The 19,837-nt window shown below is 68.2% G+C and carries 23 protein-coding genes and 1 pseudogene; 13 read left to right on the forward strand and 11 right to left on the reverse strand.

Annotation, left to right across the window (positions count from 1 at the left end; translation table 11 throughout):
- Positions 1-5: 5 nt before the first annotated feature.
- The 8 genes from FK531_RS14350 to FK531_RS14385 form a co-directional block, all read right to left on the reverse strand.
- Positions 6-1,604, reverse strand: a complete 1,599-nt coding sequence (locus FK531_RS14350) for a phage tail sheath family protein (RefSeq protein ID WP_181762959.1) — start codon at positions 1,602-1,604, stop codon at positions 6-8.
- 451 nt (positions 1,605-2,055) lie between these two features.
- Entirely contained in the window at positions 2,056-2,388 is a 333-nt protein-coding gene (locus tag FK531_RS14355; RefSeq protein WP_142100452.1) for a hypothetical protein, read from the reverse strand.
- 141 nt (positions 2,389-2,529) lie between these two features.
- Complete coding sequence (locus FK531_RS14360; RefSeq protein WP_142100454.1) at positions 2,530-3,270, reverse strand: AfsR/SARP family transcriptional regulator; 741 nt, start codon at positions 3,268-3,270, stop codon at positions 2,530-2,532.
- A 333-nt stretch (positions 3,271-3,603) separates the two neighbouring features.
- Positions 3,604-4,923: an alkaline phosphatase family protein gene (locus tag FK531_RS14365; protein ID WP_142100456.1), complete on the reverse strand. Its 1,320-nt coding sequence runs from the start codon at positions 4,921-4,923 to the stop codon at positions 3,604-3,606.
- A 60-nt stretch (positions 4,924-4,983) separates the two neighbouring features.
- Positions 4,984-5,301, reverse strand: a complete 318-nt coding sequence (locus FK531_RS14370) for a hypothetical protein (protein ID WP_142100457.1) — start codon at positions 5,299-5,301, stop codon at positions 4,984-4,986.
- 135 nt (positions 5,302-5,436) lie between these two features.
- On the reverse strand, positions 5,437-6,165 hold the full coding sequence (locus tag FK531_RS14375; protein WP_181762960.1) for a helix-turn-helix domain-containing protein: 729 nt from the start codon (positions 6,163-6,165) through the stop codon (positions 5,437-5,439).
- 105 nt (positions 6,166-6,270) lie between these two features.
- The gene (locus tag FK531_RS14380; protein ID WP_142100461.1) at positions 6,271-6,651 is read right to left on the reverse strand and encodes a hypothetical protein; all 381 of its coding nucleotides are present in this window, start codon (positions 6,649-6,651) and stop codon (positions 6,271-6,273) included.
- 82 nt (positions 6,652-6,733) lie between these two features.
- On the reverse strand, positions 6,734-7,381 hold the full coding sequence (locus tag FK531_RS14385; protein ID WP_181762961.1) for an Ig-like domain-containing protein: 648 nt from the start codon (positions 7,379-7,381) through the stop codon (positions 6,734-6,736).
- Between the two features lie 305 nt (positions 7,382-7,686).
- Between FK531_RS14385 and FK531_RS14390 the strand changes: the two genes are divergently transcribed.
- The 7 genes and pseudogenes from FK531_RS14390 to FK531_RS14420 form a co-directional block, all read left to right on the forward strand.
- A complete protein-coding gene (locus FK531_RS14390) occupies positions 7,687-8,052 on the forward strand; it encodes a nuclear transport factor 2 family protein (protein ID WP_142100464.1) in 366 nt (121 codons plus the stop codon).
- Between the two features lie 154 nt (positions 8,053-8,206).
- Complete coding sequence (locus tag FK531_RS14395; protein WP_142100466.1) at positions 8,207-8,758, forward strand: RNA polymerase sigma factor; 552 nt, start codon at positions 8,207-8,209, stop codon at positions 8,756-8,758.
- A complete protein-coding gene (locus FK531_RS14400) occupies positions 8,755-9,459 on the forward strand; it encodes a Rieske (2Fe-2S) protein (RefSeq protein WP_142100468.1) in 705 nt (234 codons plus the stop codon). The genes FK531_RS14395 and FK531_RS14400 overlap by 4 nt, the downstream gene beginning before the upstream one ends.
- Before the next feature lie 87 nt (positions 9,460-9,546).
- Complete coding sequence (locus FK531_RS14405) at positions 9,547-10,053, forward strand: cupredoxin domain-containing protein (protein ID WP_142100469.1); 507 nt, start codon at positions 9,547-9,549, stop codon at positions 10,051-10,053.
- Positions 10,054-10,100: 47 nt separating this feature from the next.
- The gene (locus tag FK531_RS14410; RefSeq protein ID WP_142100815.1) at positions 10,101-11,006 is read left to right on the forward strand and encodes a metallophosphoesterase family protein; all 906 of its coding nucleotides are present in this window, start codon (positions 10,101-10,103) and stop codon (positions 11,004-11,006) included.
- Positions 11,003-11,452 carry a hypothetical protein gene (locus FK531_RS22405; RefSeq protein WP_181762962.1) on the forward strand — a complete coding sequence of 150 codons (450 nt, stop codon included), beginning with the start codon at positions 11,003-11,005 and terminating at the stop codon, positions 11,450-11,452. Before FK531_RS14410 ends, FK531_RS22405 begins: the two co-directional genes overlap by 4 nt.
- Before the next feature lie 159 nt (positions 11,453-11,611).
- Positions 11,612-11,742, forward strand: a pseudogene (locus FK531_RS14420) (CocE/NonD family hydrolase C-terminal non-catalytic domain-containing protein); the annotation flags it as partial.
- On the opposite strand, the gene FK531_RS14425 reads toward FK531_RS14420, so the two are convergent.
- Positions 11,743-12,129 carry a twin-arginine translocase TatA/TatE family subunit gene (locus FK531_RS14425; protein ID WP_142100473.1) on the reverse strand — a complete coding sequence of 129 codons (387 nt, stop codon included), beginning with the start codon at positions 12,127-12,129 and terminating at the stop codon, positions 11,743-11,745.
- 4 nt (positions 12,130-12,133) lie between these two features.
- Complete coding sequence (locus tag FK531_RS14430) at positions 12,134-12,994, reverse strand: cyclopropane mycolic acid synthase family methyltransferase (protein ID WP_142100475.1); 861 nt, start codon at positions 12,992-12,994, stop codon at positions 12,134-12,136.
- Positions 12,995-13,304: 310 nt separating this feature from the next.
- Between FK531_RS14430 and FK531_RS14435 the strand changes: the two genes are divergently transcribed.
- Genes FK531_RS14435 through FK531_RS14445 form a run of 3 tightly spaced genes read left to right on the forward strand, consistent with a single transcriptional unit; the run spans position 13,305 to position 15,714 of the window.
- Positions 13,305-13,913, forward strand: a complete 609-nt coding sequence (locus FK531_RS14435; RefSeq protein WP_246098158.1) for a DUF8020 domain-containing protein — start codon at positions 13,305-13,307, stop codon at positions 13,911-13,913.
- A 50-nt stretch (positions 13,914-13,963) separates the two neighbouring features.
- Positions 13,964-14,926, forward strand: a complete 963-nt coding sequence (locus FK531_RS14440) for an ATP-binding cassette domain-containing protein (RefSeq protein WP_142100477.1) — start codon at positions 13,964-13,966, stop codon at positions 14,924-14,926.
- Positions 14,923-15,714, forward strand: a complete 792-nt coding sequence (locus FK531_RS14445) for an ABC transporter permease (RefSeq protein WP_142100478.1) — start codon at positions 14,923-14,925, stop codon at positions 15,712-15,714. The genes FK531_RS14440 and FK531_RS14445 overlap by 4 nt, the downstream gene beginning before the upstream one ends.
- A 23-nt stretch (positions 15,715-15,737) precedes the next feature.
- Here the strand turns inward: FK531_RS14445 and FK531_RS14450 are convergent, their stop codons facing one another.
- Entirely contained in the window at positions 15,738-16,886 is a 1,149-nt protein-coding gene (locus FK531_RS14450) for a patatin-like phospholipase family protein (RefSeq protein WP_354003513.1), read from the reverse strand.
- Between the two features lie 404 nt (positions 16,887-17,290).
- On the opposite strand from FK531_RS14450, the gene FK531_RS14455 reads away from it, so the two are divergent.
- The 3 genes from FK531_RS14455 to FK531_RS14465 are packed head-to-tail and all read left to right on the forward strand — an operon-like array spanning position 17,291 to position 19,831.
- Positions 17,291-18,103, forward strand: coding sequence for an S-methyl-5'-thioadenosine phosphorylase (locus FK531_RS14455; RefSeq protein ID WP_142100480.1), 813 nt, complete (start codon positions 17,291-17,293; stop codon positions 18,101-18,103).
- On the forward strand, positions 18,100-19,155 hold the full coding sequence (locus FK531_RS14460) for an NAD-dependent epimerase/dehydratase family protein (RefSeq protein ID WP_142100482.1): 1,056 nt from the start codon (positions 18,100-18,102) through the stop codon (positions 19,153-19,155). Before FK531_RS14455 ends, FK531_RS14460 begins: the two co-directional genes overlap by 4 nt.
- A 34-nt stretch (positions 19,156-19,189) precedes the next feature.
- A complete protein-coding gene (locus FK531_RS14465) occupies positions 19,190-19,831 on the forward strand; it encodes a glycosyltransferase family 2 protein (protein ID WP_246098159.1) in 642 nt (213 codons plus the stop codon).
- Positions 19,832-19,837: the final 6 nt, after the last annotated feature.

A 19,837-nucleotide genomic window follows, 5' to 3' on the forward strand; every position in this document is an offset into this window, starting at 1 on the left:
GCTCCTTAGCTCTGGCTCTGGCCGGCGAGTTGCGCGATCTTGATGATCACGAACTCGGCGGGTTTGAGCGGGGCGAACGCGACGACGATGTTCACGATCCCGTTGGCCTGGTCGTCGGGCGTGGTGGTCGTGGAGTCGCATTTGACCTGGAATGCCTGGCTGGGAGTGGTGCCCTGGAAGGCGCCCTGGTTGAACAGCCCGAGCATGAAGCTGTCGATCGTCGTCTTGATCGACACCCACAGCGGGACGTCGTTGGGTTCGAAGATCACCCAACCCAGGCTCGCAAGCAGGGACTGTTCGAGAAATAGCGCCATCCGCCGGATCGGCACGTACCGGTACTGCTGGAACGACGGGTTCGCCGCGACGAGCGTCCGCGCGCCGAACACGACGGTTCCGATGCCCGGGAAATCCCGCAGGCAGTTGACGCCGAGGGGATTGAGCGTGCCCTGTCGGGGATCGGTCATCCGCCCGCCCGCTACCACCCCGGTGGTGTTGGAGACCAGCGCCTCGTAGCCGGCTGGAGCCTTCCACACACCTCTGTTTGTGTCTTCGCGGGCAATGACGCCGGCGACGAATCCGGACGGCGGCAGCGACAGCGGGCCGCCGGTGTAGGGATCCGGGGACTTCAGATATGGGAAGTACAGCGCACCGTTTTCACTCTTGTGGATCATCCGGGGGGATGCCTTGTCGGACATGATGTCGCCGATCATCGGTAGCGGGGTCCCGGTCGGGTCGGCGACCGCGTCGGCTGGTGGATCGAGCACCATGAACGCCCGCTTGCGTTCGCAGAAGGCCAATGCCTCGGCGACCACCGGGGGATCCCAGATGCCGGGCGTCAGCAACAGATTGAAGACCGAGATCTTGTCGAGCGCCTTGTCCTGATCGAAGGCCGCCGTGAAGTCACCGGGCAGGTACGTCGTGTACGGGTTTGTAGGCAGACCCGGGTTCAATGGTGTCGGTGCAAGCGCACCTGGCCAAGCGGACGGGTAGGTGCCACCAGATGGCGGCGCGACGGTGACGAGCGACGACACCGGAATGGTCGGTGTGCCGATCCGCACCTCCACAAAGTTCGCCTTGTCCGTCGAGTCGAGGCTCACGCCCCGGAAAGTCTCGGTCTGGGTTCCGTAGGCAACCGTGATGTCCGCCAGGGCATTCGCCACACCGTTGGGTGACTTCCTCACATTCGTGAACGACACGGTAAGCGAGTGGTAGTTGTCGGCCGGCTCACGGCCGACGAACTCGATCCCGCCCGTGGCCGACCCGGTCAGGATTGGTTGTGGGATCGGTTGGCTCGGTGCACCGCCGAGATCGTGAAATTGGGGCAGGATGGCGATGATGTAGGCGTCCGCGCCGCCGTTAAGGAAGAACTGGTAGACGGCCCTCCCCACGTCGTCGGCGAGCCAGTCGACGCTGAACAGGCCTCCGAATTCGCGTTCATAGTCCGAGAAGGAGAAGATCTCGATCGCTTCGCCGTAGTGCTTGGTCTTAAACGGGTGCGTATAGCCCACGAACACCGTCACCGAAGTGGGTGCGGCCGTGATGGTATGGGCGTTGCTGAGGATCTCCTCAATGTAGATCCCGGGATAGGTCGGGGTGACAGGCATGCGACTTCCCTCTTCACATCGGTTCGTAGGTCTTCTGTAGGGCCGGACGGCAGCTGCCAGCGCCATCCGCTCCGCCGACCTGCACAAGAATCACGCTGCATCTGGGAGCGGCGTTGCGTGGCGCTATCGCCTTGACGCGGTTAGTCACCTGCGTTGGCGTTCCCGCCGTCCAGACCTTCACCATGCGTGGCATCCGGCGCGCCGCCGTCGACCGTGACCGGTGGCTGGCCCGTAGGAGTCGTTCCGCCGGCCAGCATGAATGGCTGCGATGCTGACATGTCCACCACATCGAACTACCGGGCCGCAGGCTCCTGACCGAGTCGGCTGCGGCGTCCCGGCATTGACGCAGAGACCCGCACACAGCCACACCGAATTCGGGGGTTTGGATGAACCGGTGACCCCGATCTGTGGCGTCCGTCAATCCAGGACAGGAGTCGGTCCCCTTCACGGTTTACTGGCCTCCTCCGGCCCCGCCGGTAGCCGGTGCACCGGCGGCGGTGGTGGGGTTGGTCCCCGGGACTCCGCCCGATTGTGTTGCGGAACCCGCACCGGATGAACTGGTCGGCGGCGCCGAGGTCAGTTCGCCTGCCGCGGCGCGGGCCTTGGCCACTTCGACCAATGTTGTTTGATCCTGGGGATCAGTGAATACAGTCGACCACGCCTGGTTCACTATGTACGTCGAGCCGTCGAATTGCAGCGCGGACAAGGGCACTATCATCTGCCCACCGTCCGAGTTCCTGGTGAAGGCGATTGGAGATGTGCCGACCACGGCGGTTGTGGTCATCAAGTACTCCCATTTCCCGAAATCTTCGTTTCCCGAAGCTACTTGCGCCAATGATGCCCCCGGAGCCATCACCTGCCCGTCACGACCGCGTCACCATTGACAGTTGCGATCACTCGGAACCGCTGGATCGCCGTCTATCCCTTACTCAAAGCAAGACGCGATCAATGACCTCATCGTCGCCGAAGGTGTCAGTGACAGCTCCGTTGCCAGCAGCCGCTCGTAGCTGCGGTAGTGGTCGAGGGCGTCGGTTCGGTTGCCCTCGCGCAGGTGGACGGCGATTACCCGGCAGTGCGCGCTTTCGCGCAGCGGTTCGATCGCGACGGCGCTGAGCGCTGCGTGCAGTGCCTCGCCATAGCGCTCGGCGGCGGTGAGTCTGTCGCTGAGTGCTTCGAGAGCGTGAAGGCGAAGTTGGCGAAACCGCTCACGTTCCAAGGTGACCCAGTCGTCGTACCAATCCGGCAACAGTTCGCCGCCGAGCCGGTCGATCTCTTGGAATGTCCAACTCGAGGTGTCGTCCCCAGTGTCTTTGAGCAGGGTCTTAGCCCATCCGATGACCTGTTGGACGTCGACCTCCACCGATGGGGACAGCGCGAGATGGGTTGCGGTCGCGGACACGACGGGTGACTGCAGCAGTGTTGGGAGCCGCCACAGCGCCGAGCGAAGACTCGCGTTGGCATGGGCTATGTCGCTGTCCGGCCACAGTGAGCCGCTGACGTAGGAGCGCAGCACCGGGCGGGCCTGCAAAGCGAGGAAGGCCAGTAGTCGCTGTGCGCTGTGGGCGACGGGTACCTCCAGCCCACCGCGCCGCAATTCGAAACCGTCGACGACAGACAGTTGGTGCCGCGATGGGCCAGCGATGGGCGCGACCTGGACGACGTTCATTTGCCAAGTGATTGCGAGCCGGACATCGGCGACCCGGGCGGTCTTGGAGAGGGCGGTGACTGGGGCCGTCGAGTCGAATCGTGTAGGCAGTCGAACGATCGGCAGAACTCCATTTCGGGCCAGATGGTCATACACACCTCCGTCAGCGACAATCCCTCGCCGTGCCCAGGTACTTATCCGATGGTAAGTACATTGCCCGGTACTCGCATTGACATTGGACGGCTCCGCGCGTTCCACGGGGCAAGGTCACCGGAGTGCATCGACTGCAGCGCAGAATTCGAGCGAGTAACAAAGGGAGTGCGGTCCGTCTAGCGGAGCGCATTGTGGCTGTGGTCATCTCAACGTGCTCCGGGCCTCGAGCTCCTCGCGCACCTGATCCAGGTGCGCCGGCTGGGCAGCCAACGCGGCGGGGGTGGCCGGAGCCTCGGGTGCGGTCACCCCGGCCAGAGGGTCGTCGGTGCGGGCGGCATCCAGGTTCAGTGCGGCGCCGACGTCGGCAGCGGCGGCGTCGCGTCGGGTCAGCGCCGGCAGCGACCAGCGGTGCTCGACGGTGGCCAGGATGCTGGTGTGATCGAACGGTGTGGCGGTGTCGGGCAGGCGGAAGACGGTGCCGGGCTTGATGAGTGGGCTGGCGAGCACGGTGGGAACGCGGGGGCCGAAGCGGGTGAAGTCGAATCCGTACTCGCCGACGCTGTCGTCCGGTGGTGTCGCCCCACCGGGTGGGGGGACGTGGTCGTAGCAGCCGCCGTGCTCGTCGTAGGTGACGATCAGCAGCGTCTGCGGCCATCCGGGTCCGGCGAAGACGGCGCGGTAGGTGTCGAGGATCAGCTGTTCGCCGAGCGCGACGTTGTAGTTGGGGTGTTGGCTGTTGCCGGTCGAGTTCCAGCTGGGTTCGAGGAACGCGAACGCCGGCAGGCTGCCGGCGGCGGCGTCGTGTTGGAAGTCGGTGAACAGCCCGATGTTGCCCGCGGTCGCGGCGGCCGTGTCGGGGAAGTTCAGGCGGGTCAGGGGTTTTCGGTTGTACCCGTATATCTTCCACGAGAGGGTGTGTTGGCCCAGGAGCCCGAAGATGCTGGGGACGGTGAACGATTTGGTGACGTCGTCGAGGTGTCCCTGGCTGGTGGCCGCGCATGCGAAGGCCCGGTTCGGCATCGTCTCGGTGGGGGCGGATCCGAACCACCGGTCGCACACCGCATAGCCGCGGGCCAGCGCGCTGAGTACCGGCAGCGTCTGCGGGGTGTGACACCCCATGATCATGTCCGGGGTGGTTCCGGGCACCACGTACCAGTGCTTGGCCGCGTTCGCGGCGACGGCCTGGGCGTAGTCGGTGACGAAGCCCTGCATGGACGGGGTCGCCCCCGGCGGGGGAGAGGTGGTCGCGAAGAGTTGTTGGTTGGTCGCGACGAATCCCTCGCCCGGGTCGGCGCCCGGCATGAAGTACGCATTCGGCGTGGACGCCGTGATCGGAAACACCGGTACCGCCGTACCATCGACGCCGGCGCAGGTTTCGGTTCCGGTCAGTCCTTCGTAGGGGTCTCCGTGGGGGGAGACGTTGCCGGTGTCGTGGTAGAGGTAGCCGAGCATGTGGTCGAACGAACGGTTTTCCAGCATCAGCACCACGATGTGGTCGATGGCGCCGAGTCCGGTGGTCATCGTGACCTCTTCCCTTCGATGCGTGTGGTCGCCGACGCGGATTTGCCGCCGCTGGCCGGGTCACCAGGTAAGGGTGTCGGTGTTGGTCCACAGCCGCCCGGTGTCGTCGGTGGGGTCGGGGCGGTCGTCGGTGGCGGAGATCTGCAGCGTGCCGTGCGGCAGTGTGGTCGGCAGCCGCGCGTCGAGGTCGCCGTCGCCGTCTGCGACGTACTGGAAGTAGCTGGTCGTGTCCTCCGGGTCGAGGACCCGGATGGTGACGCCGTGTCGGGGCAGGAAGCCGTGCCCGGTGACCCTCAGCTGCGGCGGCGTCCTGTCGGCGGCTATGGTCGGGTGCTCGCCGCCGCCGGGTGGTGAGCGTTCGGGGTCTGTGTCCGCCATGACAGCTCTCCACGGTCTGTTGATGCGACGTTTAGTGCCTGCGGTGGTTGCTGGGCCGTCGGCCTGCAACACCTTCATTGCGCGCCCCGAAGGTCCGTCCCGGCAAGCCGCCGGTCCGTCTAATGGACCGGGTGGTCACTGCAGGTTGTGGCCGATCTGCCGGGCGGCGCAGGTGACCAGGTCGTTGAGACCGGGCGGCACTTTGGGGCCGAGTACCAGTGCGGCGACCGCGGCCGCGCACCGCCCGTCGGGTAACCACACGGGCGCCGCGACACAGCAGATTCCGTGCGCCGCTTCGTGATTGTCGGTGACTACGCCGCACAGATCGTCGACGCACGCTCGCATTCGCCGCCAGTCTTGTGCGGTGGGGCAATCGGGACTCGGCCTGTTGTGCTGGGTGGCGAGCAGTGCCCGTCCGACGGCGGTGAACGGGGTGGATTCGGCGTTCGTGTCTCCTGATGGCACCCAGGATTCGCCGCGGGGTACCGCGGCTATGACCAGTCGCGCCCGGCCGTCGTGCAGGACGTACATCGATGCCGCTGCGTGGGTGAGCGTCGCCAGTGTGCGCACCGGCTGGTAGGAGGCCCGCCGCAGTCGGGGGTCGGGCTGCCAGCAGCGGCCGAGCCGGCCGATCAGAGGTCCAACGAAATAGCGGTGGTCGAGGCGTTGGGCCGCGCCTGTGGCGACGAGTTGTTCGGCGAGCCGGTGGGCGGTTGTTTTGGCCAGCCCGGTCTGGCGGGCCAGGGCGGTCAGGCCGAGCCCTTCTTCGGTTTGGGCGAGGGCTTCGAGGACGGTGAAGGCGCCGTCGAGGACGCCCCGACCGTCTCGCGCGGGGGAAGCAGCAGCGCTATCCGCTGTTCCCATACCAACCAGTCTGCACTTCCCGGGTGCGGAATGCGAGGGTTGGCGCGGTCCGAATGTCCTCGCGGACTGCGGCATCGACAGCGCACGGCGAATCCAGGGAGTGCGTCAGCGGGTCGAGGGTGCGATCTTGACTGGGATGTCTGTGTTTTCGTCGGTGTGATAGCTCGCGCACTCGCGGTGGTAGCCGTCGGCGATCTGCAACGGCACCCCGGTCGACAGGTCGCCCTGAACGACCAGAATCTGGGAGAGCGGTTTGCCCTTCCCGATCTTCGTGAGGTCGGACTTCACGTGCGGGTTGTCGGGGGGCAGCAGTTCCAGCCGGGATGCGCGCAGGAGGTCCTTGGCCTTCTTGTGCGCGATCGGCACCGCTTCCAGCGCCGCGACGATGCTCGTGACCTGTTCGGGCGGTGCGAGCAACGCAAGGTAGTCCGCCGCGGCGGGGTAGTCGTGCTCGTCGGGCTCGGCCTTCCATCCAACCTCGGTCAGAGCTGGGTTCCTCCTGTGAGTTCGAGCCGTCGGTGCAGGCCGAGGAGAGGGCGACCCACGTGTGCGGGCGTCACTCCGTTGGTCAGAAAGGTGTGACGAAGCAGATCACACCCAGGCTGACGCCGGTGGTCACCTTGACCGTGACGGGTACACCGAACGATCCCAGGTAGCTGCCGTTCGGGAAGTAGTGGGCGATGATCTGGTGGTTGCCGGTGGTCGTCGGGGTCCAGGTCTGGTTGGCAACGCCGGTGCTGTCGACCCCTGCGGTGCCGATGGGTGCAGTGTTGTCGTAGAAGGCGACCGTCCCGCTGGGCACGGGAATTCCTCCCGAGTCGGTGGTGTGGGTGGTGAGAGTGACGGGGCAGCCGGTGCCGTACATGCCGACCGATCCGCCAGCGGAGACCACCACCGTGGTTGTCGTCGGCACCGCTGCCGTGGCGGTGGCCGCGAACAGCACACCGGTCGCGGCGACGGCGCCGACAACGAGGAAGGTCCGGCAGAGCGACCGGGCCGACTGTCTGCGCTGACCGGCCGAACGTCGTGTGGTGCAGTGGTGGCCGGTGGGCCGACCCGTTGAGGTGAACATCGAGGCACTCTCCTGACGATCGAGCCCGGCAATCGGCGTGGAGCGCTGCGCGTTCCGAGCCGTGAGGACTCGATAGCGGTACTCGGAGCAGTCCTGCATCTCTCGGATGCCGGCATGCGACCGGGCCAGTCCTACTACGTTCATCGCGCGGCGTGATGTGTGACAGTCGGCGACACCCCGAGTTCTCGCCGACTGTCCCCTCGATCTGACGCCTGCACGCCGGGCATCGACAAGGCCTCGGTCCGCCCAGCGGACTCGCCGCCGCACGTTCCTTGTCGACATCGATCGCGAAGGGGCGCACGAGAGAAGCGGCGGCGCCCGCACCCCTGGCATTGGGAACGTGGAAGCGCGCCTATTACCTCCGGGGTAATCGACGCGGAGAGTTCGCCGTCGCAGAGTTGTCTCGTCCGACACGGCCGCCCGGGCCGCGGAACGAGAAGGAGACAATGATGAGCGAGTTCGACAACCTTGCGGCCCAGTACATCTCCGTCTGGAACGAGACCGACGCGGACAAGCGGCGGGCCGCGGTCGAGGCACTGTGGGCGCCGAACGGTCGCTACGTGGACCCGATGGCCGCCGCAGCGGGTCCCGCCGAGATCGACGCCACCATCGGCGCGGTCCAGCAGCAGTTCGCCGGGATGCGTTTCCGTCTGCTCGGCCCGGTCGACGGGCATCACGACCAGGCCCGCTTCGGCTGGCAGTTGGGGCCGGCGGGCGCGGAGGACCTGATCGAGGGGTTCGACGTGGTCGAGCGCGACGGCACCGGCCGCCTGGTGCACGTGCTCGGATTCCTGGACAAGGTGCCCGCCGCGTAGCGGCCGCCGGATCGGCGCCGGCGGGCCGCCCGTCGGTGCGAGACTGAGACGATGCGCGGTACGCGTAACCCCGTCGCCTATCTCCATGTGAGTGCGACCCCTCGCCGCCGGACCGGTGTGGTCCGGCGGCGAGGGGCCGGAGCGGAGGCGACCGATGGCGCGACCCGAGCCCGTCACCGGGCCCACTGCCGAGCGGAGGCTCCGGGTGGTCTCGGGTGAGGTGTACGCCGACTGGGATGCCATCTACCAGGACAATGTCACCTGGCTGTACCGGCTGATGTTCGCCAAGGTCGGTAATCGCGCGGACGCGGAGGACCTGACCGCGGAGGTGTTCGTGGCGGCGCTGCGCCCGCTGCGGGTCTCGGCCAGCATCGGCGAGGTGCGGGCCTACCTTCGGGCCACCGCGCGGACCGTGCTGGCGGCGCACTGGCGTCACTACGCGGGCAGGCAGGTCACCACGATCGACGACGACATTGCCGACCGGAACGATGCCGAGGTCCCGGTGTCCGACGCGCCCGCGCATGCGCTCGCCGTCCTCGACAGGCTCCCCGACCGCTACCGGCGCATTCTGGAGCTACGGTTCCTCGATGCGCGGTCGGTGCGCGAGGCCGCGGCCGAACTGGGGGTGACCGTGACGAACGCGAAGGTCCTCCAGCACCGGGCCCTGAAACTCGCGGCGCAATTGAGCGAGGAGGGCGGTCGATGAGTGGGCGAGAGGTACGCCGTTTCGTCGAGGACCTGCTGCGCGGCAGGCGACCGAAGCCGTTCCGTCCGGACGACGCCGAGGCCGCCGAGATCCGAGCGGCGATCGAACTGCGGGCCTCGAGGCCCGGCAGCGGAGAACCCGGCGAGGAGTTCGTCGCCGACCTGCATCGGCGCCTTGCGGCCGAGATGGCGCGGCCGGAACCGGCCCCCGAACCTACGCACCTCCTGACCGGTACCCGACGCCAGGTCATGGCGGGCGTCTCGATTGCCGCCGCCGCGGCTGCGATCGGCGCCGTCGTCGACCGCTCGATTGCGCCGGGCCGGGAGTCGGGTACGCCCGCCGCTCCGCCCCCGGAGGAGACGCTGGTCCCGGTGGCGGGGGAGTGGCGAGCGGTTGCGTCGAGCGCGGATGTGCCCGAGGGCGGGGTGTACCCGTTCGAGCTGGGCTCCGTGACCGGATTCGTGCACCGCACGAACGGGAAGCTGCAGGCGGTGTCGGGAATCTGCACCCACCAGGGCTGCCGCCTGTGGTTCGACGGCCCGACCGACCGGCTGCGATGCCCCTGTCACGCCACCGCATTCGCGGTGACGGGGGAGGTGCTGACCCACCAGCTCCCGGTGGCGCCCGGACCCTTGCCGCACATCCGGATTCGGGACAACGACGGCACCGTCGAGGTGTACGTGCCGTCCGAACCTGCGTGACCGGAAGCCGGTCGTTGTAACCCGCCGCCCTATCTGTTGGTGAGAGATCCGCTCCACGCGGATGCCCACTCCAGGAGGCGACCACCCATGACATCTTCCACCACGCGACACCGCCGAGCTCCCACCGCGCGGGTCGGTGCCGCCGCGCTGTCCGCGGTCGGCCTGATCCTCGTGTCCGGCTGCGGCGGACAGGGATCCCCGGGCGCGGCGCCGACCGTCGACTTCGGTTCGGCGGGCGGCCCGACGCCGGGCATGGTCGGCGAGGGTTCGGCCGCTGCTCCTATGTCCGGCATGTCGGGAATGGCTGTGGCACAAGCGAACCCGACCGCCTCCCTGGCGGTGGCGTCGACCGCTGTGAAGATCGAGAACTTCGCCTTCGATCCGGCGAGCATCACGGTTCCGGTCGGCGCCACCGTCACCTGGACCAACGACGATCAGGAGCCGCACACCGTGGTCGCTGACGGCGGATCGTTCCACTCGCCGGGCATGGATGCCGGCGCGACGTTCAGTTACACCTTCACCGCGCCGGGGACATTCACGTACATCTGTTCGGTGCACCCGTTCATGCACGCGACTGTGGTGGTGACGCCGTGACCGCCGAAGAGCCGCTGGAGCGCACCGATCCGCGCGACCCCCATGCGATGACCAGGCGACAACTGCTGCGGCACAGCGCGTGGTTCGGGGCGGCTGTCGGGCTGTCGGTGGTCGGTGGCCAGGTCCTGTCGCATGTCGCGGGAACACCCGCCGGCGCCGCGACCCAGCGGCCGGCACTGCGATTCGCCCAGATCAGCGACAGTCACATCGGCTTCCAGGGAACCGCGAACGGCGACGTCGTGGGCACGTTCGGCGAGGCGATCGGCCAGGTCAACGCGCTCGGTTACACCCCCGACTTCGTCATCCACACCGGCGACCTCACGCACCTGGCCACCCCCGGCCAGTTCGACCAGGTCAAACAGATGATGACCGGGCTCGGCACCCCGCACGTTTTCGTCGTGCCCGGCGAACACGACTCGATCGACGACGCCGGCCAGAAGTACCGGGCGGCCTTCGGTGCAGGCACCAGGGGGGACGGGTGGTACAGCTTCGACATTGCGGGCGTACACGTCATCGGCCTGGTCAACACGCTCAACCTGAAGCTGCTCGGTCACCTGGGTCAGGACCAGCTCGAGTTCGTCCGCAAGGACGTCGCGGGGCTGGCCGACGACACCCCGATCGTGGTCTTCAGCCACATCCCGCTCTTCGCGATGTATCCGAGCTGGGGGTGGGGCACCGACGACGCCACGATCGCACTGAGCTATCTGCGCCGCTTCGCATCGGTCACCTGCCTCAACGGGCACGTGCACCAACTGTTCACGAAGACCGACGGCAACATCACCTTCCACAGCGGCACCACCACCGCGTACCCGCTGCCACACCCCGGCGACGGGCCCGCCCCCAAGCCTGTCACCCTGCCCGCGGGCAGACTGCACGACGCGCTCGGCATCCGCGAGGTCGGCTACGTCGAGGGCAGCCAGATGCTGGCGATCCGCGACCAGGTTCTGAAATGAACGCCGCGGCTACGGGGCTCCGGGTCTCGCTCGCCGGGGCCGTCGCCGTCGGCGGCTACGTCCACGCCGACCTGTACCTGAACCACGGCTACCGGTACGTCCACGTCATCGGGCCGTCGTTCCTGCTGCAGGCCGCCGTGTCGTTCGCCGTCGCTGTGCTGGTGTTGCTCGGTGGGCCGTGGTGGCTGCGCGCGGTGGCAGCGTTGCTGTCGGCGGGGGCGCTGGCGGCGTTGGCCTTGTCGCGCTCGGTGGGTCTGTTCGGGTTCACCGAGCGTGGCTGGGAACCCTCGCCGCAGGTGGCGATCAGCGTGGTGGCCGAGGTCGCGACCCTGGCCTTGTGTGCGGTTGAGCTGACGAGGGCGCGGCGGCGCCACATCAAGCGCCCGTCTCCACGGCGTTCTGGTATGTCGTCCGACAGTTCGGGTGCTGTGCGGCAACAACTTTGATGTGACGCAGGATCTCGGGCACGTTCAGGTGTTGACGGGAGCATCTATCCTCGTCTTGTCGTGAACTGAACTCGACAGTCCGTGAATGAGAGCGGAGGACCCACGATGTCCGCACCCGATGCTCCCGCTCCGGACCGGCCCTGACGGCGCAGGGGTTCGTTCGAGCCCGTCCCGGACTGCTCCCACCTGCCCCGCTGCAGCCGGGTGAAGTTGTGCCGGTAGATATTCCGCTAGGTCAGTCGGCGACGATGTTCCGGGCCGGTGAGCAACTGCGGCTGGTCGTCGCCGGCCTAGGTCGCCTCGGTGTCGAACGTCGGACGTTCGCCGGCGGCGAGCGGCGTCGCGGGTCCGAACACCGGCGCGGTCCCGGGCGTTACGCGCGGGACGGGCGGGCGCCCGGTGAACAGCGAGTCGTCGCCGCCGAACAGGTGATCGGTGATGAGTTGCCGTGGACCCTGGCGCAGCCGCTGCAGATCTTCGAGTGGCTTTCGAAGTTCTTCCAGCTCGGGTCCCAATCCGTCCTTGAACTGTTCCTGGGTGTCCGTCGCGAACTGACGGGCGCGCCGGAGAAGCCCCGTGAAGGAGGTGACAGCGCCGGGCAGTCGCTCGGGGCCGAAGATGACCAGCGCGGCGAGGGCCAGGATCAGCACGTGATCCCAGCCGAGGTTGTTGAGCATTGGTTCACTTCGCCAGGGTGAACTGCATGACGTCGAGGTGGCCGCTGCGGAACTGCGCCGCGCAGCCGGTCAGGTAGCGCATGTACTTATCGTAGGTCTGCTGGTCGGCGATCCGGACTGCCTCGTCACGGTGCGCCTCCAGGTTCGCCGCCCAGCAGTCCAGCGTGCGGGCGTAGTGCGGCTGCAGCGACTGCACGGCGGTGACCTCGAAGCCGGCTGCCTGGGCGGGCCGGGTGACCCAGTCCGGCTCGGGCAGTTGGCCGCCGGGGAAGATCTCCCGAAGGATGAAGATCGCGAATCGCAGGTGCTCGCGGGTGAACTCGATGCCCCGCTCCGCCAGTGTGCCGCGCTGGTAGCCGATGATCGTGTGCAGCAGCATCCGGCCGTCGTCGGGGAGCATCTCGTGGCACCGGCGGAAGAACTCTTCGTACCGGTAGCGGCGGAAGTGCTCGAACGCGCCGATGCTGACGATCCGATCGACGCGGCCGTCGAACTGCTCCCAGCCCTGCAGTCTGACCTCGGTCTTGCGGATCCCGGCCGCCTGCGCGCACACCCGTTCGGCGTAGTCGCGCTGGTTGCGGCTCAGGGTGAGCCCGATCGCGTCGACGTCGAACTTCTCCACCGCGCGGACCATCGCCCCGCCCCACCCGCACCCCACGTCCAGCAGGGTCATTCCGGGGCGTAGGTCGCACTTTCCGAGGGCGAGGTCGATCTTGGCGGTCTGGGCCTGTGCCAAGGTCATCTCGGGGCGCTCGAAGTAGGCGCAGCTGTAGGTCATGCTCGGATCGAGGAACAGTCGGAAGTAGTCGTCCGAGAGGTCGTAGTGCGCCTGGACGCTCTTGTAGAACGGTGCGAGACCCGGCATCGCCGAACCCCTCTCGTCGTCGATCGGTGGATCCCTCTGTCGGGTACACACGAGCGGACCGGGTTCGGGGTTCAGTGCCGGTCCGACCAGAGCGGCGCTGCGTGTGTCGAGCTCACCGAAATGCAGTGGCGGCGGGTGAATTCAGTGGTGTCGGGTGAGGAGCGAGCGCGAATCAGTGTCGGCGACAGGGGTCGTCGATACCTCGGGGATGGGGGCAGACGCGAGACCATCCGGACTCTATTCTAGAGGATGTTCCTGACGGTCTACGACCTGATCGGGGCCGTCTTCCCGCTATCGGAGGAGCCCCAAGATGAAACTTCAGAAGGCCGCGGTGTTGTCCGTGGCCGTAGTTGCGGCGATGGGGATCGGCGCCGGTACCTCCTATGCCAATTCGGCTCCGCCGCAAGGTGATGCGACGGTGGGATACCAGACGTCGGTGCAGCCGGGAGGTCGGTCGGTGGCAACGGTGCTCGATTCGGGCGCCTTCAAGCTCGCATCGGGGGGGACCGCGGTCGACGTCGTCGACAACGCCGGTGCTCAACTCGACCGTATTCCGCTGGCCTACGGCATCGACGGAGCGCTCGTGCCGATTTCCGCCGCGATCGGCGGCGACGGGCGGTCGCTGACCCTGACGCCGCAGGCGCCGGATCCCGCCGTCCTCGGCGTGCACCCCGTCTACAGCCAGACCGCGTACCAGAACATGGTCACGCAGATCGAGTGGGGCTGGCTCCACGGAGGCCAGGTCAACGCGAACATCGGTGCCGGCATCGGTGCCGTCGTCGGCTGCGTGCTGTTCCTGTTCGTCGGGTGCATCCCCGGCGCGGCGATCGGCGCGACCATCGGCGCGGTCACCGGGGTCGTGAACGCGAATCCGGCCGCGCAGCCCGCGGTGTTCGACTTCCTGCGGACACTGCCCTGATCAGGCACCATGCCCGGTTCCCGGGCCCGCACTGCTGGTAGGGAGACTGCATGGCAGCAGCCGTCGAGGTCCACGACCTCGTACTGCACTACGGAAAGACGCTCGCGCTGGGCGGAACCAGTTTCGCGGTTCCCGAGGGGACGGTCCTGGGCGTGCTCGGACCGAACGGCGCCGGCAAGACGACCGCGGTCCGCATCCTGGCGACGCTGCTCGTGGCGGACTCGGGTACGGCATCGGTCTTCGGCCTCGACGTGGTGACCCGGGCTGACGAGGTGCGCGCCACCATCGGCCTGACCGGGCAGTTCGCCGCGGTCGACGAGTATCTGACGGGGTACGAAAACCTGGAGATGGTGGGCCGGCTGTTCGGTGTCGGCAAGGCCGAGTCACGCAGGCGCGCCGACGAACTACTCGCCCGGTTCGATCTGCTCGACGCCCGCGACCGTACCGTCCGGCAGTACTCGGGCGGCATGCGCCGACGACTCGACATCGGCGCCAGCCTCATCGGGCGGCCGCGGGTGCTGTTCCTGGACGAGCCGACGACGGGTCTGGACCCGCGGAGCCGGATCGGGATGTGGGACTTCATCTCCGACCTCGTCCGCGACGGCACGACCATCCTCCTGACTACGCAGTACCTCGAGGAGGCCGACCGGCTCGCCGACTCGATCATCGTGCTGGACAAGGGTTTCGTCATTGCCGAGGGCACGCCCGATCAGCTCAAGAGTCAGGTCGGCGGGGAACGCCTCGAGTTCGTGCTCGCGGACATGGGGCAGGCCGAACGCGCCAGTGCGCTGCTGGCCCCGCTGGGGCGCGAACCGCCGAGCACGGACACGCAGGTCCGCCGGGTGAGTATGCCGGTGGACGGCGGCGCCGACGACCTCGTGGAGGCGCTGGCGCGGCTGAAGTCGGCGGGCATCGGCGTCCTCGACGTCGGGTTGCGACGGCCGAACCTCGACGACGTGTTCCTCAGCCTCACCGGACATCTGGTGGACGAAGCGGACGGTGACCGGTCATGAGGATCCTGCACGACTCGGCGATCGTCGCCAAACGCAACCTGATCAAGGTCAAGCGGGTGCCCGACCTGCTGGTGTTCTCGACACTCTCGCCGATCATGTTCGTGCTGCTCTTCGCGTACGTGTTCGGCAGCGCCATCGCGGTGCCCGGGGTCAGTTACAAGGAGTTCCTGATGGCCGGGATCTTCGTCCAGACGGTGATCTTCGGGGCGACCATCACCGGAACGAGCCTCGCCGAGGACCTGCAGAAGGGCGTGATGGATCGGTTCCGGTCACTGCCGATGGCCCGGTCGGCAGTCGTGGTCGGCCGCACCGCCGCCGACGTGGGAACCAATGTCCTGACGGTGGTGATCATGTCGCTGACCGGGCTGATCGTCGGTTGGCGCATTCACTCGTCGGTGTTCGAGGCGGCCGCGGCCTACGCGCTGCTGCTGCTGTTCGCCTACGCGATGTCGTGGCTGATGGCAGTGGTCGGGTTGACCGTCAAGACTCCCGAGGTCGTCAACAACGCCTCGTTCATCGTCATCTTTCCGCTCACCTTCATCGCGAACACGTTCGTGCCGAGCGACAACTTTCCCACCGTCCTCCGCACGCTCGCCGAGTGGAATCCGGTCTCGGCGGTGACGCAGGCCGCGCGCGAGTTGTTCGGGAACACCAGCCCGGTGGTGCCGGTCGCCGACGTGTGGCCGCTGCAGCATCCGGTGCTCTACACCCTGGTGTGGGTGGTCTTGCTGCTCGCCGTCTGTGTGCCGCTCGCGGTGCGTAAGTACGAGCGGACGCTGGTCGCCTGACCGGTGGCGACCCTCGCCGGGCCCTAGCCGGGCCGTGACCGCGCGTGTTCGAGTCCGAGCGCGGCGGCCGGCGCGGTGAATGCCGGGTCGAAGAACAGGTAGCTGAGCAGGTTCCCGTGGTCGTCGGGGTCACCACCGATCAGCCGGTCGAGCACCCACAGTGACGGATTGCGTTTCGCGCCCAGCCCCGAGTACCGGGTGCGGAATGCCTCGTCCGCGAGCGCGGCGATGTCGCCGCGCCGTTCCGGCGGCGGGCCGGCGAACAGGACATCGACGCGGGGCCCCGGACGACCGGTCCGGTCGGCGAGCCTGTGGAGGTCCTCGATCATGCGGTCCGCCAGCAACACCCGCAGTGACAGGGCTGCCACCGCGTAGACGTCGGGTTGGCCGCGGTCGGCTGACGGTTCGCCTTCGGTCGGCTGGTGGTCGACCGGTGGTGGGGAGGTGGCGGAGGTCATCGGTTGCGTGGCGACAACGCCGAGGCGATCGCAGCCGAAGGCGATTGCCGGAGTCAGGGGGGTGTTCAGCCGCAGGCCGCCGTCGACATACCAACCCCGCCACCGCCGGGGCGTGTGCACCCGCACCGGCCGGAACAGCATGGGTACCGCGGCGGAGGCCATCACGTGCTCGACGTCGAGACGGGTCTCCACGTAGGTGATGTTGCGCGCGACATCGTCCGGCGGCAGCGCCAGCGCGGGATTCTTCTCCACGAAGACGACGGTGCCGCCAGTTGCAACGGAGGTGGTCGCCACCGCGACCGCCTCGATCAGCCCGCTGTCCACGTTCGCGTGCAGCGTCTCCATCGGGAGCCAGCGCCTCAGCCTCGACCGGAGGCGTTCGGTGTCGAGCAGACTCGGCAACCGGATCGGCAGTCCGGTGAGCTGACCGACGTAGCGTAGTCCGGTCTCGATTCCACTGGTGATCCCGAAGACGTCGGCCAAACCCACCGTGGCCCACCCGCCGACCAGTCGCGCGGTGGCCTCCTCGGGGGCGAGGTGTGCCAGTCCAGCGAGCGTGACGACGTTCAGCGCGCCGGCGCTGGTCCCGACCAGAATCGAAGGTGTCGACCCGGCGTCGACCATGCGGGGCAACAAGTCTGCGAGGGCTCCCGCTTCGTAGGAGCCACGAGCCCCCGCGCCGGCGACGACAAGTCCAGCGCGTGGTGTCAGCACGGCCGACCTTCGCCTCGCGGTCGAAACGCCTCGCCAACCCGCAGATCACACTGTCGGGGAGGGCTGGCCTCCAGCCGAATCAGGCCGCGGGCGCCGACGATCCTGAGGAAACCTGCGAAGCCCGCCGTTGACGCCGGGCGATTCGCAATCGAAGGCATCGGCTCCATGGTTGAACGCCCTTCCTGTGTTGACGGAGCGGTGTTTCAGCCACAAGGCGAGGGTACCCGGGCGTCCAGTCGCAAACCCAGGGTCACGGGAGGTCATCGCGGCGGCTCTCGTCCCTGTCCGGTGGCACCCACCACGGCTGCCCCGCCCGGGTCTCGGGTCAGTGGAGGACGAGCATCCCGAGATTCACCACGGCGAATCCGCAGTGCGGGTCATCGCACGGGAGAACAATGTCGAACATGGCAACGGTGTCGGTACCGATGCGCGGGCCACGTCCGGACGTGGCGGTGATCGGGGGGAGCGGCTTCTACGCGTTCTTCGATGGCGGTACCGAGTCGGTGGACATCGCGACTCCGTACGGCGCGACCAGTGCGTCGATCGCCCTCGGCGAGGTCGGAGGACGCCGCACGGCGTTCCTGCCGCGGCACGGCGCCAACCACGAGCACGCGCCGCACACCGTGCCCTATCGCGCGAACATGTGGGCCCTGCGCAGCCTGGGCGTACGCCAGGTGCTGGCGCCGTGCGCGGCCGGAAGCCTCACCCCCGACCTCGCTCGCGGAACGGTCGTCGTTCCGGACCAGTTGGTGGACCGGACGTCGGGCCGGACGCAGACGTACTTCGACGGCGGCGCGGTGCACGTGCAGTTCGCGGACCCGTACTGCCCGAGTCTGCGCGCGGCCGCGCTGCAACCGGGGACGGTGGACGGAGGCGCGATGGTGGTGGTGGAGGGACCGCGGTTCTCCACGAGGGCGGAGAGTCGCTGGTTCGCCGCGCAGGGCTGGAGCCTGGTCAACATGACCGGGCACCCCGAGGCCGTCCTGGCCAGGGAACTTGAAATGTGTTACGCGACAATGGCTCTGATTACCGACCTGGACGCCGGGGTCGCCGTCGGGGAGGGCGTGCGTGCGTCGGAAGTCTTCGCCGAGTTCGAGCGGAACATCGGCCCGTTCAAGGATCTCGTCCGCTCGTCGGTCGCGGCGGCACCGAAGGCCACGGAATGTGCGCATTGCCGTGTGCACGAGGGAGTGACTCTGCCGATCGAGTTGCCATGAGGGTGCTGCTGACCGGAGCGGCGGGATTCGTCGGCGGGCACGTGTGGCCCGCACTCCTCGAGCGTGGTCACGAGGTCGTGGCGATCGACGCGATCGTGGGGTCCGCTCACGGTGACGCCGCGACCCCCGACGGCGTCGTGCGCACCGACGTCCGGGACGGCGACGGCCTCGAACACGCCCTGCGCGGTGTGGATGTCGTCTGTCATCAAGCGGCCCTGGTCGGTGCCGGCGTCGACATCGCGGACGCGCCGGCGTACGCGAGCCACAACGACTTCGGTACCGCGGTTCTGCTCGCCGCGATGCACCGAAGCCGGTGCCGGCGCCTCGTGCTCGCCTCCTCGATGGTGGTCTACGGGGACGGTCGCTACCGGTGCCCCACGCACGGCCCGGTGGAACCGGAGGAACGGGTGCCGAGCGATCTCGACGAGGGAGTCTTCGAGCACCGGTGCCCGTTGGATGGTGAGACCCTGGCCTGGGAACTGGTGCAGGAGTCGGCGCCGCTGCATCCGCGGAGCCTGTACGCGGCGAGCAAACTCGCGCAGGAGAACTATGCGCTGGCCTGGTCGCTCGCGACCGGCGGTGCGGTGACGGCGTTGCGGTACCACAACGTGTACGGCGATCTCATGCCGCGCGACACCCCGTACTCGGGTGTCGCGGCGATGTTCCGATCCTCGCTCGCCCGGGGGAAGCCACCGGCGGTGTTCGAGGACGGCAAGCAGGCGCGGGACTTCGTGCACGTGCGCGATGTCGCGCAGGCCAACGTCCTGGCGGTGGAGTCGGAGCTCGGAGGATTCGTCCCGCTGAACGTGTGCTCGGGCTGCCCCGTGACCATCGGCGACGTGGCGCTCGCGTTGACGCGCGCCGGCGGCGGACCGGTTCCGGTCGTGACCGGGCAGTATCGGTCCGGCGATGTGCGGCACATCGTGGCGGACCCGGGCAGGGCCACCGCACTGCTCGGCTTCCGGGCGGCGATCGCGCCCGGGCCGGGGCTGGCCGAGTTCGCCCGCTCGCCGCTGCGGGACACGGTTCCCCAGGGGGCGCCCCGTGTGTGACTGGCGCGTCGACCCCGCGGCGGGAGAGAACCGCGTGACGGTGGTCATTCCGTGTCGCAACGAGTCGGGTTCCCTGCCCGGTGTCCTGGCGGCGATGCCCGACGGGTATCGCGCACTGGTGGTCGACAACGGCTCCGCCGACGGTACGGCCGACGTCGCGCGCGAGTGCGGCGCGGAGGTCGTCTACGAACCCGAGCCCGGGTACGGCTCCGCCGTACACGCCGGAGTCCTGGCCGCCCGAACACCGATCGTGTGCGTGCTCGACGGCGACGGGTCGCTCGACCCCGGAGAGCTACCCGAACTCGTCCGGCTCGTCCGTGCGGGCGCCGACCTCGCGGTCGGCAGGCGCCGGCCGGCACCGCACGCCGGGTGGCCCGTGCACGCACGACTGGGCAACACGTTGATCGCCCGACGGCTGCGCAGGCGGTACGGACTGGACGTGCACGACATCGGCGCGGTTCGCGTCTGCCGACGCGAGCGCTTGCTGGCGCTGGGCGTCACCGACCGCCGGTCGGGGTACCCACTGGAGGTGCTCGTGCGCGCCGCGCAGGCGGGGCTGCGCGTCGAGGAACGCGATGTCACCTACCGCCCGCGGACAGCGGGGTCGTCCAAGGTGTCCGGATCGGTCGCGGGCAGTGTCCGGGCGGTGCGGGACTTCTGGAAGGTGTTGACATGACGCGCA

The organism is Rhodococcus spelaei (assembly GCF_006704125.1).
GTDB lineage: Bacteria > Actinomycetota > Actinomycetes > Mycobacteriales > Mycobacteriaceae > Rhodococcus_G > Rhodococcus_G spelaei.